The following is a 15848-nucleotide window of genomic DNA, read 5'->3' on the forward strand; positions in this document are numbered from 1 at the left end:
TACAATAGCTTATGACTTCAGTAGATGCTTCTCCCTCATTTGTCCATTTGCGCACCCACTCGGAATTTTCCGTGGTGGACGGGACTGCGCGTATCAGCGAACTGGTGGCCGCCGCTGCTGCCTACTCGCAACCGGCCATTGCGCTGACCGATTTATCCAATCTGTTTGGCTTGATCAAGTTCTACAAGGCAGCCAGGGGCAAGGGTATCAAACCCATTGCCGGGTGCGATGTGTGGCTGGCCAATGAGCAGGACCGCGACAAGCCATTTCGTGCGCTGTTGTTGGTGCAGAACCGGCAGGGTTATCTGGCCTTGTGCGAGGTGCTCTCGCGCGCCTGGACTGCCAATCAGTACAAGGGCAGGGCGGAATTGCAGCGCGAGTGGCTGGAAAACCAGCCAGGGCTGATCCTGCTTTCCGGTGGCATGGCTGGTGACGTTGGCCAGGCATTGCTCGCCGGGCGGGTAGACCAGGCCGAAGCGCTGGCACGTCGCTGGGCCGCGTGGTTCCCTCGTTCCTATTTTATTGAACTGCAGCGCACCGGCCCGCAAGCCGATGAGCGCTATGTGCAATTGGCCATGCAACTGGCGGCCCGTCTGGATCTGCCGGTTGTTGCCACCCATCCGGTACAGTTCACCCGGCCGGAAGACTTCCGGATGCACGAAGCCCGCGTCTGTATTTCCGATGGCGAACTGCTGGGCAACAAGGCGCGCACTCGCCGCTTTTCAGAAGACCAGTATGTGCTCAGTTCGGAGCAGATGGCCAGCAAGTTTGCCGATGTGCCATCGGCCATCGCCAATACCGTCGAAATCGCCCGTCGCTGCTCGCTGACGCTGTCACTGGGTAAACCGCATCTGCCCGATTTCCCAACGCCCGACAACAGCTCTCTGGACGAATATCTGGTCAAGCTGTCCGAAGATGGCCTGGAAATACGGTTAAAGCAACTGTACCCGGACGACCAGGAGCGCGAAAAGGCGCGGCCCGCGTATCAGGACCGGCTCAAACTGGAATGCAAGACGATCATTGGCATGGGGTTTCCCGGCTACTTTCTGATCGTGGCGGACTTCATCAACTGGGGCAAGCAGAACGGCGTGCCGGTGGGGCCGGGGCGCGGCTCCGGTGCCGGTTCGCTGGTGGCCTATGCCTTGGGCATTACCGATCTTGACCCCTTGCGCTACGACTTGCTGTTCGAACGGTTCCTGAACCCCGAGCGGGTCTCCATGCCCGACTTCGATATTGACTTCTGCCAGGATAACCGCGAGAAGGTGATTGAGTACGTCAAGGAAAAATACGGGCGCGACGCGGTCAGCCAGATTGCCACTTTCGGTACGCTGGGGGCCAAGGCGGTGGTACGCGACGTGGGCAGGGTGCTGGAGCTGCCTTATTCCCTGTGTGATGGCCTGTCCAAACTGATTCCCTTCAATCCGGCCAACCCCTGGAGTCTGGCCAAAACGCTGGAAGAAGAGCCTGAGTTTCGGCGTCGTTATGAGAATGATGAAGAGGTCAAGGCGATTGTTGATCTGGCGCGACCGCTGGAAGGGCTGACCCGCAACGTCGGCATGCACGCCGGCGGCGTGCTGATTGCACCCGGCAAGCTGACCGATTTTTGCCCGCTGTATTGCCAGCCTGGCACCGATACCAGTGTGGTTTCCCAGTACGACAAGGATGACGTAGAGGCTGCAGGCCTGGTCAAGTTCGACTTTCTGGGATTGCGCAACCTGACTATTCTGGATTGGGCGGTGCGCTATGTCCGGCGCTTTAATCCGGCCATGCGCGACTTTGACATCATGTCGCTGTCGCTGGACGATCCCGGAGCCTATCGCATTTTGTGCGAGGGCAATACCACAGCGGTATTCCAGCTCGAGGGCCGGGGCATGAAAGAGCTGCTCAAAAAGCTGCTGCCCAATACGTTTGAAGACATTATTGCCGTGCTGGCGCTGTATCGTCCCGGTCCGCTGGAGTCGGGCATGGTTGATGACTTCGTCAACCGCAAGCACGGACGCGCTGAGGTCGATTATTTCCATCCCTCGCTGGAGTCTACGCTGCGCAGTACCTACGGCGTTATCGTCTATCAGGAACAGGTGATGCTGATTTCCCAGATTGTAGGTGGCTACAGTCTGGGGGGCGCCGATCTGCTGCGCCGCGCCATGGGTAAGAAAAAGGCCGAAGAAATGGCCAAGCACCGGGAGCTGTTTGAAAAAGGTGCGGTGGAAAAAGGCTATGACGGCGACCTGGCCGTGCGCCTGTTTGACCTGATGGAAAAATTCGCCGGTTATGGCTTTAACAAAAGTCACTCGGCGGCCTATGCGCTCATTTCCTATCAGACGGCCTGGCTAAAGGCGCATCATCCCGCCGAATTCATTGCCGCGACCATGTCTTCGGATATGGACGACACCGACAAGGTGCAGATTTTCTGGCGCGATGCGCTGGACAATGGCGTTGCCGTTCTGCCGCCTGATGTCAACGAATCGGTCTATCGTTTCGAGCCAGTGGAAGATGATGCCATGCGGGCAGGCAAGCCGCCGCGCACCATTCGCTTTGGACTGGGGGCAGTCAAGGGAACCGGGCAGGGCGCCGTCGAAGAGATTCTTCGGGCACGCGAGGCAGGCGGGCCGTTTCTGGACCTGTACGATTTCTGCAAGCGCGTCAATCGCCACACCGTCAATCGCCGTACCATGGAAGCGCTGATTCGCGCCGGCGCGTTCGACGAACTCGAACGCAACCGTGCCGCGCTGCTGGCAGCCTTGACGCATGCCATCGACGCGGCAGAACAGGCCGATCGCAGTGCCGATCAGGTCTCCCTGTTCGGTGACGATTCGGGCGCCATCGTGCAGGATCAGATGGCCCGTGTGCAACCCTGGAATCTGCATACCGAACTTATCGAAGAAAAGAATGCGCTCGGCTTTTATTTCAGTCATCATCTGTTTGATGTCTGGCGCGACGAGGTGCGCCGGTTTGCGCCCACCAAACTGTCTGGCATCAACGAGTCACGCGATGCGCAATGGGTGGCAGGCGTGCTGATCGGGCAGCGATTCTTTGCCAGTAACCGCAAGAGCCCAGGCCAGCCCGAAGCCGATGATCGGTTGTATTTCCTGTTGCTTGACGATGGCTCTGCCCAGGTGGAAATCATGTGCCCGGGCAGCGTGTATGAACTGAATCGCCACATTCTGAAAAACGACAACCTGGTTATCGCGCGGATCAAGGCCAAGGTCAATCGCTTCAATGGCGGGCTGCGCATTAGTGCAGACAGCCTGTACGATTTGCAAAAGGCACGCGAGGAGCGGGCCCGCTGCCTGCAGATCGAAATTGCAGATGGCATGTCGGTCAGCATGCTCAAGTCTTTGCTCAATCCGTACCGGGCCGAGCCCGAGAACGGTATCCCCGGCGTGCGGGTGCAGCTCAGTTATGTTTCTGCCCGTCAGGGCTATAAATGCGACATTGAACTAGGCGAGGAATGGCGCGTGCGCATGGCCGATAGCCTGTTCGAACGACTGCGGGAACATCAGCAGTCCGGCTCCGTAGAGGTAAGCTATTCGTGAATACATCCGCCACACCACCGATCGTCCAGGACGTGCCGCAAGCGGCAGCATCCCCTGCAACAGCGGTTGAGAAAACGACCAGACCGCTACGCATCGTGCACTCCGAAGCGGCGGTGTCTTTTGGCGGACAGGAGCACCGTATCTTCAAGGAAATGCGCGCCATGCGCAAGCGCGGGCACCATATGGAGCTGATCTGCCGGCCAGAAGCCCAACTGGTGGCGCGCATGCGTGATGAAGGATTTGTCGTGCACACGGTTCCCATGGGTGGGATCGTCAATTTTGTCAAAGGGGTCGCCGCGATTCGCCGAATCCTGAGCCAAGGACGGTTTGATGTGCTCAACACGCACAGTCGCAAGGATACGCTGATCGCCGCGCTGGCCGGGCGTCTTGCCGGCACCCCGCTCATTGTGCGTACCCGGCATCTGGCCATTCCCATTGGCTCGCTGCTGTCCTATACCTGGCTGCCGCACAAGGTCGCTACGGTCAGCAACCATGTGCGGCAAATGGTGCTGGACAAGGGTGTTGCGCCAGAAAAAGTGGCTACGATTTATTCCCCGGTCGAGCCGCCTGCGCCCGTGGCGCAATCGACGCTGCGCGAGGAACTGGGACTGAGCAGTTCGGCGATCGTGGTGATTTGTGTCGCGGTGATGCGTGAAAAAAAAGGTCACATCTTTCTCATCGACAGCATGAAGGCCTTGTTTGAACGCTATCCGGATCTGCATCTGGTGCTGGTCGGCGCCGGTTCGCCAACGTTTGAAAAAGTCGACAAGCATATTGCCGACAGTGGCTTGCAGCAGCGCGTACATCTTATGGGTTACCGAAAGGACGTACCCAATCTGCTTGCCGGCAGCGACATATTTGCCCTGGCTACCGAACAGGAGGCCTCGGGCACGGTATACGTGGAAGCGCAAATGAGCGGTCTGCCGGTCGTGGGCACCGATGTCGGTGGTGTTTCCGAGATGCTCAGAAACGGCGAAACCGGTATCCTGGTCCCCCTGCATGACGCCGCCGCGCTTACTCAGGCGCTTGATACGTTGATTCAAAATCCGGCATTACGCACGCAGATGAGCCGCGCCGCGCATAAATGGCTTTATGATGAAGCTGTGTTTTCTCCGGAAATGCTGGCCATCAATACCGAAGCCGTTTACTGCAAATGGCTGGATGAAAAATCATGACAGACAATGCAAAAAATGTTCCGGTGCTCATGTATCACCATGTGCATCCGCTCAAAAGCCCTCTCAATGTGCAACCCGATGTATTTGAGCGCCAACTGGCTGCCTTGAAGGGCGCGGGCTATCGTTCGCTGACGATCGAGCAATTTGCCGATTACCTGAACGGCGCGCCGGTGCCCGACAAATCGGTGTTGATCACTTTTGATGATGGTTATCTGAATAATTACACTTACGCCTATCCGTTACTGAAAAAGTATGGGATGACGGGGGTTTTGTTTGTCGTCACCGGGTGGGTGGGAGAAGGGGAACCGCGCCCGACCACTGCGAATGCCAGCCTTGCAGACCTGCCGGCTGCGTTCGTGCATGAGGAGTCCAAGCATCTGGTGGCTTCCGGCGAAACGGACAAGGTCATTCTGCGCTGGTCCGAATTGCAGGAAATGGATGCCAGCGGCGTTATGCAGATCCACTCGCATACCCACACGCATACCCGCTGGGACAAGGTTGCCTCAAGCCGTGAAGAAAAAATCGAAAAAATCAGTGAAGAGCTGGCGCTGTGCCGCGGGCTGATCGCCCAGCGACTTAACAAGCAGGACGATTTTATCTGCTGGCCTCAGGGATATTTCGACGAAGATTACAAGCAGGCGGCCCGGGATCTGGGCTTTCGCTATTTTTTCACGACTGACGCCTATGGCTTTAACAAGCCGCAGGGTGACGCGGAAAATATCTACCGCATTGCCGTGTCCAACCGTAGTGGCAAATGGCTGCTCAATCGGCTGTTTTACGCCAGAGACACATTGGCCGGACGTCTTTACGGCAAATTCAAGAAATGGAAAAAGATGCGTCGTGAAGCCAAAAAACGGGCCCGCGAAGCCCGCGCTTAGCGCGCTCTGGTGTTTACCGTCGTGGGTAACCAGGGCTTCTGCTTGACGCGCGACGGGCATACGTATGCTACGGAACATGGGGGGGCGTTGAACCCAGGGCTCATGTTAAAAGTGATCCTGACCTTACCAATGAGACATTTCCCGGTGATCCGGCGCGTTCGTAACGCGGCTGCACCGTTGGACATCCTTGGCAACGTTACGCAGAGTGGGTCGGGAAAAAACTGATGAATGATATCTGCTGGGTGAGTATCTGAAACGCCTAAAAGCAGAAGATAGTATTAGCAGAAGATATTATTCATCAGGGCCGGTTAGCACAGAAGAGGCAACCAGGCGGTCGGGGGCGAACGTTTTACATCACATCATCAAAGATCACGTCCGCCCGCTGCTCATAATTATTGATATTTATCCAACTTCGTTTCCGGCCCATTCTTTGCAATTTCCTGAGCTTTATCAAAGCTTTCCATTAGACATTTGTACTCGGGGCATACATGCTCGGCAAGAATCTGTGCAAAACGGGATCCTTCAGGTCTGTTCCATGTACGCATCAGTTCAGCGACAATGGCGAACGTGTCCGTAGGAATGGCGCCGGCCTGAGCAACGCGCGCAATAGTGGCGTCAGTTGCCAATTTACTCCAGTTACCCGAAGCATCCACGACACAATAGACTTTGTAGCCTTCTTCAATTGCGCTGACTGCGGGAAACGCCATGCAGACGCTGGTAAGCGTGCCGGCAATGATCAGTGTTTTGCGTCCGGTCTTTTCAACTTCTTTAACGAACAACGGGTTGTCCCACGTGTTAATTTGACCGGTACGAGGCACATAAACGGCATGGGGAGCGTGGGTATGAATTTCCGGGATAAGTGGACCGTTGGGACCGTCAGGCACCGAGGCCGTCGTGATCACCGGAATGTTCAAAAGCGTCGCAGTTTTTGCGATCGCAGTAACGTAGTGTCGCAAATCTGGAACAGGCACGTCTCTAACTGTATTAAATAGTCCACTTTGGTGGTCAATGAGTAAAATGACTGAGTCATCGGGATCAAGCATACCGTTCGTAGCAGACATGTGCAGCTCCTAAAGATTGAAATTTAAAGTGTCTGATTCTGTAAACTTTTAATTTGCAGAACAGTTCCAATATAGTCGGTGTCGGTCAACACAACAAGTAGTTACCACGGTGATACTGCCTGTGTGCACATGACGAATTTTTGGGGAAAAAATGGTAACAAAAGCATTAAGAACAACTGCGAGCTGCCCAGTTGAAACAACGCTAAAAGTGCTCAGCGGTCGATGGAAAGTCCTGATTATCCAGTTCTTACTTGAGCGGCCCAGACGATTTGGGGAATTGTCTCGCTGTCTGGGGCCAGTCTCTGCTCGATCTCTGACAAAGCAATTGCGCGAACTGGAAGAAGATGGCCTCATCATCAGGAAGGATTTTGAGCAAATATCGCCAAAAGTTGAGTACTCAGTCTCTGAGCTTGGCAAGATGGCCGAACCTATTTTGCACGCAATGGCTCTATTGGGTGAGGCGCTTGAAAGTAGAATGGAAAAATCAAGCCGGACGTCTAAATAAACAGATAGTCACAGCTAATTTCAATACCAAGCACCTATATTATTCTGCTTAGAGCGGGCACTTGAAGGCATGTACTTCACGCCAGGCCTGTGGTAATGACGGCTCCACGGCCGTGCTCAGTTGCGGCTGACCTTATTGATCCGTTTTCATGGTCTACCATCTGCTAGGCAAATTCCTGCTTATCGTTGCAGGCGTCATCAGTGTTGATGAGGCTTTCTCCGGAAAATGCCCAGTTGCGGTCAGCCGCCCTGCATTACACCCAGCCGCGCAACCAATAGACCAATACACCCACATACTCTTTGAGAATCGAGCGACTGCCGGCCAAGGCCCGTTCATTGGGGATGAAAAGCGAAAAGTTCTTATCGTCCGGTATAGTGATTTGGGCCGGATTAGGCGCGGCGGTGACTTCCAAGCCATATTTACTGAACGAGGCCATGGAGCGGGGCATGTGCAGGGCAGAAGTGACCAGTAAAATGGAACGGATCTGGTGGTCCCGCAATTGCTGCACGGTGAGTGCGGCATTCTCATGCGTGGTGCGGCTCTCATTTTCAAGAATAATGTCCTCGGCCGGCACGCCCAGGGTTTTGAGCCTGGCCGCCATGCCGCGCGCTTCGCTCACGTCGCCCGACAACGCGCCACCCGAGACCAGTATGCGAGGCGCTTTATGCTGGAAGTAGAGTTCGGCGGCCGTGTCCACGCGGGCAATCTTGGAGTCAGGCTCCAGCGGTTCAAACCAGTTGATGCGATTATTGGCCGTAGCGCCACCGAGCACGACGATGGCTTGCGCGGTCGGATATTGCGCGGTAGGACGGTGCGGATAACTGTTTTCAAGAATTCCTCCAAACACGATGGAGGTAACGGGCAGGGACCAGATCAGTACCCACAGTATGCCGGCAAAAATAAGTGACAGCCCGCTACGCTTAAAGCGAATCAGGCACAGCACAAACCCCACGACCATCAGGAAAATACACAGGTTCAGGGGTACAACAAGATTGATCAGTGAACTGAACATGTTCTATTCGTTCCGCAATAATTGATTGACTGTGTCCAGCACATCGTCGACCGACGGCCAGTGTCCATAGCTGCCCAGCAGGTGCGCGCGGGGCGTCCACGGGCGGGTACGCGTGGGGTTGGTGACCCCGATCAGGGTAAGCTGGGGCGTTTCGGTCAGCGCAGCCAGGTGGGCCACACCCGAATCGTTACAGATGACCAGACTGCACTGCCGAAGTAATGCAACAAAGGCGGCAAGATCCAGTGCGGGAAGCACTGTCGCAGTCGGCGCATTGGCTTGGGCCTGGGCAACTTCATTGGGCGGCGGCGACATGACAACAGTATAACCTTGGGCCTGCAACTGACGCGTCAACGTGTCAAAGTGCGGCCATACCTTATTTCTACCCTTATGCTCGCCGGTGGCCGTTGGCGCGATCAGGACCGGCGTACCGGTTGCATGAACCGAAGACAATGCCGCTTGCGCGGCAGCAACGGCCTCTGCGCTGGAGGGAAAATACAGGCTGTCTGCCGGTTGTGCGGCCAGCGTTAACCCCCACCGGGCAAATGCCTCGCGGGTAAGCCAATACCACGATTGCACGGCATGCAACGTTTGCGATGGTTTGGCAAAGCCCCACTTGAGCAGCAGAGAGCGGCCATCGTCCCGGTAGCCTGCACACGGCAGCCCCGCCAGGCGGAAGGCCAGTGCACTGGTCAGCGAATCGGGCAGCAGCAGCCCCACACTGCGCCCGGCAGCCGGATGAGCGCTGCGATGGGCTTTGATGCGTTGACGGTCTTGGCGCCACTGACCGCTTAGCGCCAGAAACTGCAGGCCGGGCAAGTCTGCCAGCAGGGCCTGGGCCCATGGCTTGCCGCAGGCCACGATAGTCAGGCCGCTGGCCAGCGCTGCCTCGATCGCAGGCCTGGACATGCAAACGTCACCGATCCAGTTTGGCAGCCGGATGTAAACACGTTCTAGGTTTTTCATGCTCCGGATTTTAGCGTGGTTTTCATGTTGCCGCGGCAAACTTCTCCCGATGATCCAGCCAAACAGGCACGCAAGACCGGTCTAAACCGGTAAAATCCCGGGGATGAACAGTAAGAAAATGACAGTATAAGGTACCCAGATTGGATAACTCTTTCAAAAGCGGTAGCCGCAAAACCGTGTTTCGACGTATTTACGCCAGGGTCGGCGACTACTGGCAGGCCCTGACGGCAGCGCTGGTGCTGGTGTCGGTAGCGGCCGTCACCCAGCCCGCGCTGGCCTATATTATGAAACCCCTTCTTGACGAGGGTTTCAATGGCGCCAAGCCGCACTATATCTGGTCCATCCCGCTCACAGTCGTGGGGCTGTTTCTGGTGCGCGGCGTTCTGAACTTTCTGAGCGATTACCTGCTGGCCTGGATTGCCAACAATATGTTGCTGGGCATCCGCAAGGATATGTTTGAAAAGCTGTTGGGCATGCCCGATGGTGAATTTCAGAAAGGCGACACGGGCAGACTGATGAATCGCTTCACCATTGATGCCGGTAATATTACAGACTACGCCACCGAGGTGTGCATCATTCTGGTGCGTGATGGTGCAGTGGTGATTGCGCTGCTGGCCATGTTGCTGTATTTGTCATGGCAGTTGACGCTGATTATTTTCATCATCATGCCCATTTCCGTCATTACCACAAGGATATTCATCAAGCGTCTGCGTCGCATCAATATGAAGACGGTGGATATCAACGCAGAGCTCACCCGGGTCGTCAAGGAATCCATTGAAGGCCAGCGCGTGGTCAAACTGTTTAACGGATACAATTTTGAGCGCGGGCGATTCCTGTCGGTCAACAGCGGGCTGCGCCGGTTTGCCATGCGCTCGGCCATTGCCAGTGCCGCCATGACACCCATTACCCAACTGAGTATTGCATTTGCCGTAGGCATTGTGATTGCAACCGCGCTGTACCAGGGAAGCACCGGCGCCTTGACGGTCGGCTCATTTGCCGCGTTTCTCACGGCTCTGGCGCAAATCTTCGATCCGGTCAAGCGGCTGACCAATGTTGCTGCGCGCATGCAGAAAATGCTGGTGGCGGCCGACAGCGTGTTTACTTTGATCGACAGCACCCAGGAAAACGACACTGGTAAAAAAATCCTGAACTCCGACAACTTGGGTAGCATCTCGTTTGAAAACGTGAACTTTCGGTTTCCCGATGCCACCAGCGATACCCTGAGCGATATCTCCTTTACCGTCAAGCGGGGTGAAACCATTGCGTTTGTTGGCCGTTCAGGCAGTGGGAAAACCACATTGGTCAATATGATTCCGCGGTTTGTCGATCCGGTCAGCGGACAGATTACGATGGACGGCACCAATATTGCTGATTTCACATTGGAGAGCCTGCGTTCACAATTGTCGCTGGTGAGCCAGAGCGTGGTGCTATTTGAAGGCACTATGGCCCAGAACGTGGCTTACGGCTTTTTCGGCGACACCAACGAGGATCGCATACGGGAAGCGCTGGCCTCGGCCAACTTGCTCGAGTATGTCAATTCGCTGCCACAGGGGCTGGAAACGCCCATTGGCGAAAATGGTGCCTGGCTCTCGGGCGGGCAACGTCAACGTCTGGCCATCGCCCGTGCCCTGATCAAGAATGCGCCCATCCTGATTCTTGACGAAGCCACCTCAGCCCTGGATAACGAGTCCGAAAGGCAGGTGCAGGCATCGCTGGAAACCCTGATGAAGGGACGTACGACATTTGTGATTGCACACCGCCTTTCCACCGTGCAGAATGCCGATCGTATCCTCGTGTTGGACATGGGGCGCATCGTCGAGCAGGGAAATCATACCGAGCTCTTGAAAAATAGCGGATTGTACGCATCTTTATATAACATGCAGTTCCGTGACAGCTGATGGCACTTGAATTAGCCGTGCAGTTTTGCATATCATACTGATTCCATTACCTATTATTTGTATTTGAGATATATTATGACCCAATCCTCTCCCAGCCAGGGCGCTTTCTGGGGATATGAACATCCCGAGGTAAAAGGGCCCAATGCATTGATGTTTTTTACCTGGGATCTGTCCAAAACCATCGAACAGGCATTCAAGGATGCGAACGATGACAACATCAATGACTTTCTGGATACTGCCCAGACCTCGATTGATGCCCTGTTGCAAAAATATATTGAAATCGAAGCAGACCCGGCCACGTTTGATGGCCAGAGTATCCGCCTGCGCTTTGAACAGAGTGAAGAAAGCAATACACCGCTCATTGCGCTGGAAACCTCGCCTCATCTTGAGGATCGGATCATCAAGATGCAGGCCCGGGTTCAACCCGGTCATAGCTGACCGTCTCTGCAATGGGTCCTGATCAGATCAGGACGATATCGTACATTTCCTGGGAATACCGGTTGTCCACTTCTAGGGTAACCGGTTTACCGATAAAGTCGCCCAGCGTAGCCAGGTACTGGCTTTCTTCTTCCAGAAACAGATCAATTACCCCTTGGGAGGCAATCAGCCGAAATTCCCGGGGGTTAAATTGTCTGGCTTCCCGTAAAATCTCGCGCATGATGTTGTAACACATGGTCTGTGGCGTCTGGATCTGACCGCGCGCGTCGCAGGTCGGGCAGGGCTCGCACAGTTGGTGAGAAAGCGAGTCGCGGGTGCGTTTGCGCGTCATTTCCACCAGCCCGAGCGGTGAAAAACCGTTAGTTGTGGTTTTTGTGCGGTCACGGCTCAGGGCTTTCTGCAATTCGGTCAGTACCGCGTCCTGATGGTCTTTATTGTCCATATCGATGAAGTCGATAATAATAATGCCGCCCAGGTTACGAATACGCAGCTGGCGTGCTATGGCATGCGCGGCCTCCAGATTGGTCTTGAAAATGGTGTCGTGAAAGCTGCGTCCTCCGACAAAGCCGCCTGTATTTACATCAATACTGGTCAGCGCTTCGGTCTGATCAATAATCAGATAACCACCCGACTTCAGGTCTACCCGGCGCGAGAGGGCCGACTTGATCTCTTCGTCTACATTGGCCGTGTCAAACAGGGGACGCTCCCCGTGATAGTGGTTGATTTTGTTGGAGATGCCTGGCGTGTAAATATCGGCCCAGGTCTGCAGTGTTTGCACGGTCACGCGAGAGTCGATCTCGATGGATTCGGTTTCCGGGCTGACCATGTCTCGCAAGACCCGCTGCGCCAGAGTCAGATCTTCATAAAGCAGGGAAGGCGCTGCCTGCGTCATGACAGCGGCTTGTATCATGGACCAGCGGCGGGCCAGATATTCCTGGTCGCGCCCGATTTCATCGTCGCTTGCGCCTTCTGCCTGGGTGCGAATAATATAGCCGCCTTTTTCGTTGGCTGGCATGTGGGCGGTGACCCGTTCCTTCAGGCTGTTGCGTTCTTCCTCAGATTCAATTTTTTGCGAAATGCCGATATGATTGTCGTAGGGTAAATACACCAGCATGCGACCGGCGATGCTGATCTGGTTCGAAAGCCGTGCCCCCTTGTTTCCCAGTGGGTCTTTGATTACCTGCACCAGTAGCGTTTGCCCCTCAAACAGCAGCTTTTCAATTTGCGTATAAGGAATGCCGGTATTGCGTACGGCGCGGTTTTCGCGCAGGTCTGCAATATGAATGAATGCAGCGCGCTCCAGCCCGATATCGACGAAGGCGCTTTGCATGCCGGGCAGTACCCGTACGACCCGGCCCAGATAAATATTGCCGACTTTACCGCGCTGCCGCGTGCGCTCAAGATGAATCTCCTGAACGACGCCGTGTTCTATCAGGGCAACGCGGGTTTCAAACGGTGTTACGTTGATCAGAATGTGTCCACTCATATTATTTTCGTCTGCTACGGTTTCGTGGTTGGTGCTGTCAGCTTAGCATGAGATGTCTGCGCAAAGCGACGGCCGGCACACAGGGGTTCATGATAAACAGTATCATAATGCATTGGATCAGGTTCATATTTCAGACAAGGACAAGTGTCGTGAGTGATAGCAACATAAATAAGGACAACGAGCAACAATCGGAGCAGGCGACGCATCCCGATGACAGGGGTTATATTTCCACGCGGATCCGCCAGCGTATTCGCCAGGCCGGTGCCCGCTTTCATGCCAATGACAATATCGCCCGTTTTATCGAACCCGGCGAGCTCGAGCTGCTGCAGCAGGAAGTGGAAGAAAAAATGCAGGCGGTGCTCTCCAGTCTGGTGATCGACACCGAGAGCGATCACAACACCAACGAAACCGCCAAGCGGGTGGCAAAAATGTATTTGCGTGAAGTCTTTGTCGGCCGTTATACCGAGGCTCCGCAAGTGACCGAGTTCCCCAACATCGAAAAGCTCAATGAGCTGATGATTGTCGGGCCGATTCAGGTGCGCAGCGCCTGCTCTCACCATTTGTGCCCCATCATGGGCAAAGTCTGGATCGGCATCATGCCCAACGAGCATTCCAATCTCATTGGCCTGTCAAAATATGCAAGACTGGTTGCCTGGCTGATGGAACGCCCACAAATCCAGGAAGAGGCCGTCAAGCACGTGGCAGATTTGTTGATGAAGAAAGTAAACCCGGACGGCCTGGCGGTGGTCATGGATGCCGATCACTTTTGCATGCAGTGGCGCGGCGTCAGGGATATGGAATCACGCATGATCAATAGCGTGATGCGTGGTTCTTTTCTGAATGACTCGGATCTGCGTCGGGAATTTCTGTCGTTAATCAAGGCGCGTTAACGCTGGCGCCAGGCGCCGGTGCAACCGTCTACCCAGGCGTGCCCGGCGTTTTGGCGTTCGCTCAGATCGTGGCAGACTTGTGGGTGTGGCCGGCCGCGATCGGGCGCCCTTCAAATCAGAAAAAGAGCGATTAAGACAACACAATGATATTGAAGAAACTGAAGCGACGTTTATCTGGCCGTTTTTTAGGGCAGACGCAGTTGTGTCAGCTCCGTTTTGCCTGCGCCGTCATGCTGGGTGCCCTTGGCGCGCAAACCAGCTGGGCTCAGCCAGTGCAGCAAATCCCGCAAATTGTTTCCACGGCCGGCAAGCTCTATCACATCAGATATCAGGACATGGTTTGGCAGACGCACGCATACCGCGTGTTGGTGGCAACCCCACGATCTGCTCCAGCTGACAAGCGCCTGCCTGCGGCGCTCTATGTGCTCGATGGCAATGCCCAGTTTCCGCTTGCAATCAATGCCATAGGTAAAAAATGGACTGCCATGTCAGGCAATGCGCAGTCGTCAACGAGCCTGCCCGTCATTGTCGGCTTGGGATATCCCGTGGCAAGGGCATACCCACTTGCGGCGCGTACCCGTGACTACACCTACGCCACGCCCGGTGAGGCGTTTGCTGCCGGTGGTGGTGCGGCAAATTTCTACGATTTTGTCAGCAGCCAGGTCAGGCCCTATATAGAGAAGCAGTATGCGACCGACCCGAAACATCAGATTCTTTCTGGCCATTCCTTCGGCGGCTTGTTTGCTCTCTATGTATTACTTAACCACCCGAGTGCATTTGATCAATATGTCATAGGCAGTCCTTCTTTATGGTGGGGCAACGGCGCCATCCTGAACGATGTGCGGACACTGGCGGTGAAACCGGGCAAGGGTGACGCGTTAGTTCGCGATTCTTCTGCTACAGATTCTGCTGCTATATATAGGGGCGTGCTCCCTTATAACGATAAGGACACCCTGTCTGTCACGATTTTGCAAGGTGAATATGAGGAAAATCCCAGGGCCAATCCCAATATCACCCCGGAGCGTCTTGCCCGAATCCAAAAGCGCAATAATAATAAGCAGATCAGTGCGCGCCAACTGGATGCCTGGTTACGCAAGCGGGGTGTCGATAGCCAATTTATGCTGGTGGCCCAGGGCAATCATGGTGACGTGATTCCGGCTGTTATAGAAACCGCAGCGCTGCGTGCGCTGGAAAACAAAGCCGGGCAAGCAAACAAGGCAAAATAAAAATACATCGGCCAGGGAGCAGACAAGCAGAACAGGCCCATGGCGCAGTATCGTACGGGAAAAGGTACTGGATCAATAGGAAAATCCATCTATCAGGGGGCGCTGCCTGTCTTTGAGGTTCAGGGCAGTTTTTCTGTATTGCTTCTATATAAGCGTAAAGATCTGCCTTCGATTTCCATTTAATACGGCGCAAGGATGCTGCCCAACAGTAAAAAGCAGCGTCAAGGGTAAAAAAAGGGGAGCCAGGTGCAATTTATTGAGGGTATTGTCGAGCGCTTGTTCCGTCTGATGTTGCATATTTGCTGCAAAAAACTCACCTGATGCGAGCGAGCTTAAAAATTATAAAAAATGTCGTAAAAAGGCGATTCTTAATCAAATCATGCGCTTAGGGTAATTACGGATCTTAAAACGGCTGGCTGGGTAAAGTATTTTGGAAATTAGGCTTGCCAAGGGTCAAATGGCTTGCTATAGTTTCGATCTTTCCTGCTTAACAAACAACGCAGGACACCCCAAGAAGGGTACCGCATAAGCGGCAAATTCTTTAGGTAAATCAAAGCGTTGTGAATGTACTTCGGTATGTTTGAGGTAGGGAAGTCGCAGAAGGTGTGGCGAGCAGTTATGAGTGGTTTTTTGTTTTTGGCGGTTGCTCAGGCGATGGTCGATAAGGAAACGAAAAGCCGATCATGAAGAAGTAGAAAGTGAAAATAGTTCTTGCTTTTTGTTTCTAAGTGGTTCATAATAGCGGGCTACACTACTGAGAAGTGAAGTGGTTTTGTAGTG

General features: G+C 54.5%; 12 protein-coding genes. 8 read left to right on the top strand and 4 right to left on the bottom strand.

Annotated features, from left to right (window positions below):
* Positions 1-11 precede the first annotated feature (11 nt).
* From dnaE to EV681_RS18910, 3 genes are read left to right on the top strand one after another with little or no spacing between them, the layout of a single operon-like run.
* Positions 12-3536: a DNA polymerase III subunit alpha gene (gene dnaE, locus EV681_RS18900; RefSeq protein WP_130304850.1), complete on the top strand. Its 3525-nt coding sequence runs from the start codon at positions 12-14 to the stop codon at positions 3534-3536.
* Positions 3537-3568: 32 nt separating this feature from the next.
* On the top strand, positions 3569-4711 hold the full coding sequence (locus EV681_RS18905; protein ID WP_165393140.1) for a glycosyltransferase family 4 protein: 1143 nt from the start codon (positions 3569-3571) through the stop codon (positions 4709-4711).
* A complete protein-coding gene (locus EV681_RS18910) occupies positions 4708-5589 on the top strand; it encodes a polysaccharide deacetylase family protein (protein WP_130304852.1) in 882 nt (293 codons plus the stop codon). Before EV681_RS18905 ends, EV681_RS18910 begins: the two co-directional genes overlap by 4 nt.
* A 392-nt stretch (positions 5590-5981) precedes the next feature.
* Here the strand turns inward: EV681_RS18910 and EV681_RS18915 are convergent, their stop codons facing one another.
* Positions 5982-6650: an isochorismatase family protein gene (locus EV681_RS18915; protein WP_130304853.1), complete on the bottom strand. Its 669-nt coding sequence runs from the start codon at positions 6648-6650 to the stop codon at positions 5982-5984.
* Positions 6651-6801: 151 nt separating this feature from the next.
* On the opposite strand from EV681_RS18915, the gene EV681_RS18920 reads away from it, so the two are divergent.
* Complete coding sequence (locus EV681_RS18920) at positions 6802-7155, top strand: winged helix-turn-helix transcriptional regulator (RefSeq protein ID WP_130304854.1); 354 nt, start codon at positions 6802-6804, stop codon at positions 7153-7155.
* Positions 7156-7408: 253 nt separating this feature from the next.
* On the opposite strand, the gene EV681_RS18925 is transcribed toward EV681_RS18920, so the two are convergent.
* Entirely contained in the window at positions 7409-8167 is a 759-nt protein-coding gene (locus tag EV681_RS18925) for a YdcF family protein (protein WP_128396920.1), read from the bottom strand.
* A 3-nt stretch (positions 8168-8170) separates the two neighbouring features.
* Positions 8171-9130, bottom strand: a complete 960-nt coding sequence (locus EV681_RS18930; protein ID WP_130304855.1) for a glycosyltransferase family 9 protein — start codon at positions 9128-9130, stop codon at positions 8171-8173.
* A 140-nt stretch (positions 9131-9270) separates the two neighbouring features.
* On the opposite strand from EV681_RS18930, the gene msbA reads away from it, so the two are divergent.
* Together msbA and EV681_RS18940 are read left to right on the top strand one after the other, a co-directional pair.
* Entirely contained in the window at positions 9271-11028 is a 1758-nt protein-coding gene (gene msbA / locus EV681_RS18935; RefSeq protein ID WP_130304856.1) for a lipid A export permease/ATP-binding protein MsbA, read from the top strand.
* Positions 11029-11103: 75 nt separating this feature from the next.
* Positions 11104-11466: a hypothetical protein gene (locus tag EV681_RS18940; RefSeq protein WP_014751176.1), complete on the top strand. Its 363-nt coding sequence runs from the start codon at positions 11104-11106 to the stop codon at positions 11464-11466.
* Positions 11467-11488: 22 nt separating this feature from the next.
* Here EV681_RS18940 and rng read toward each other — a convergent pair whose 3' ends face one another.
* On the bottom strand, positions 11489-12952 hold the full coding sequence (rng, locus tag EV681_RS18945; protein ID WP_128396917.1) for a ribonuclease G: 1464 nt from the start codon (positions 12950-12952) through the stop codon (positions 11489-11491).
* 149 nt (positions 12953-13101) lie between these two features.
* Here rng and folE point away from each other — a divergent pair, with 149 nt between their 5' ends.
* Both folE and EV681_RS18955 read left to right on the top strand, forming a co-directional pair.
* Complete coding sequence (gene folE / locus EV681_RS18950) at positions 13102-13842, top strand: GTP cyclohydrolase I (RefSeq protein ID WP_128396916.1); 741 nt, start codon at positions 13102-13104, stop codon at positions 13840-13842.
* A gap of 143 nt (positions 13843-13985) precedes the next feature.
* The gene (locus tag EV681_RS18955; RefSeq protein ID WP_128396915.1) at positions 13986-15068 is read left to right on the top strand and encodes an alpha/beta hydrolase; all 1083 of its coding nucleotides are present in this window, start codon (positions 13986-13988) and stop codon (positions 15066-15068) included.
* Positions 15069-15848: the final 780 nt, after the last annotated feature.

The organism is Advenella incenata, assembly GCF_004217095.1.
Classification (GTDB): domain Bacteria; phylum Pseudomonadota; class Gammaproteobacteria; order Burkholderiales; family Burkholderiaceae_B; genus Advenella; species Advenella incenata.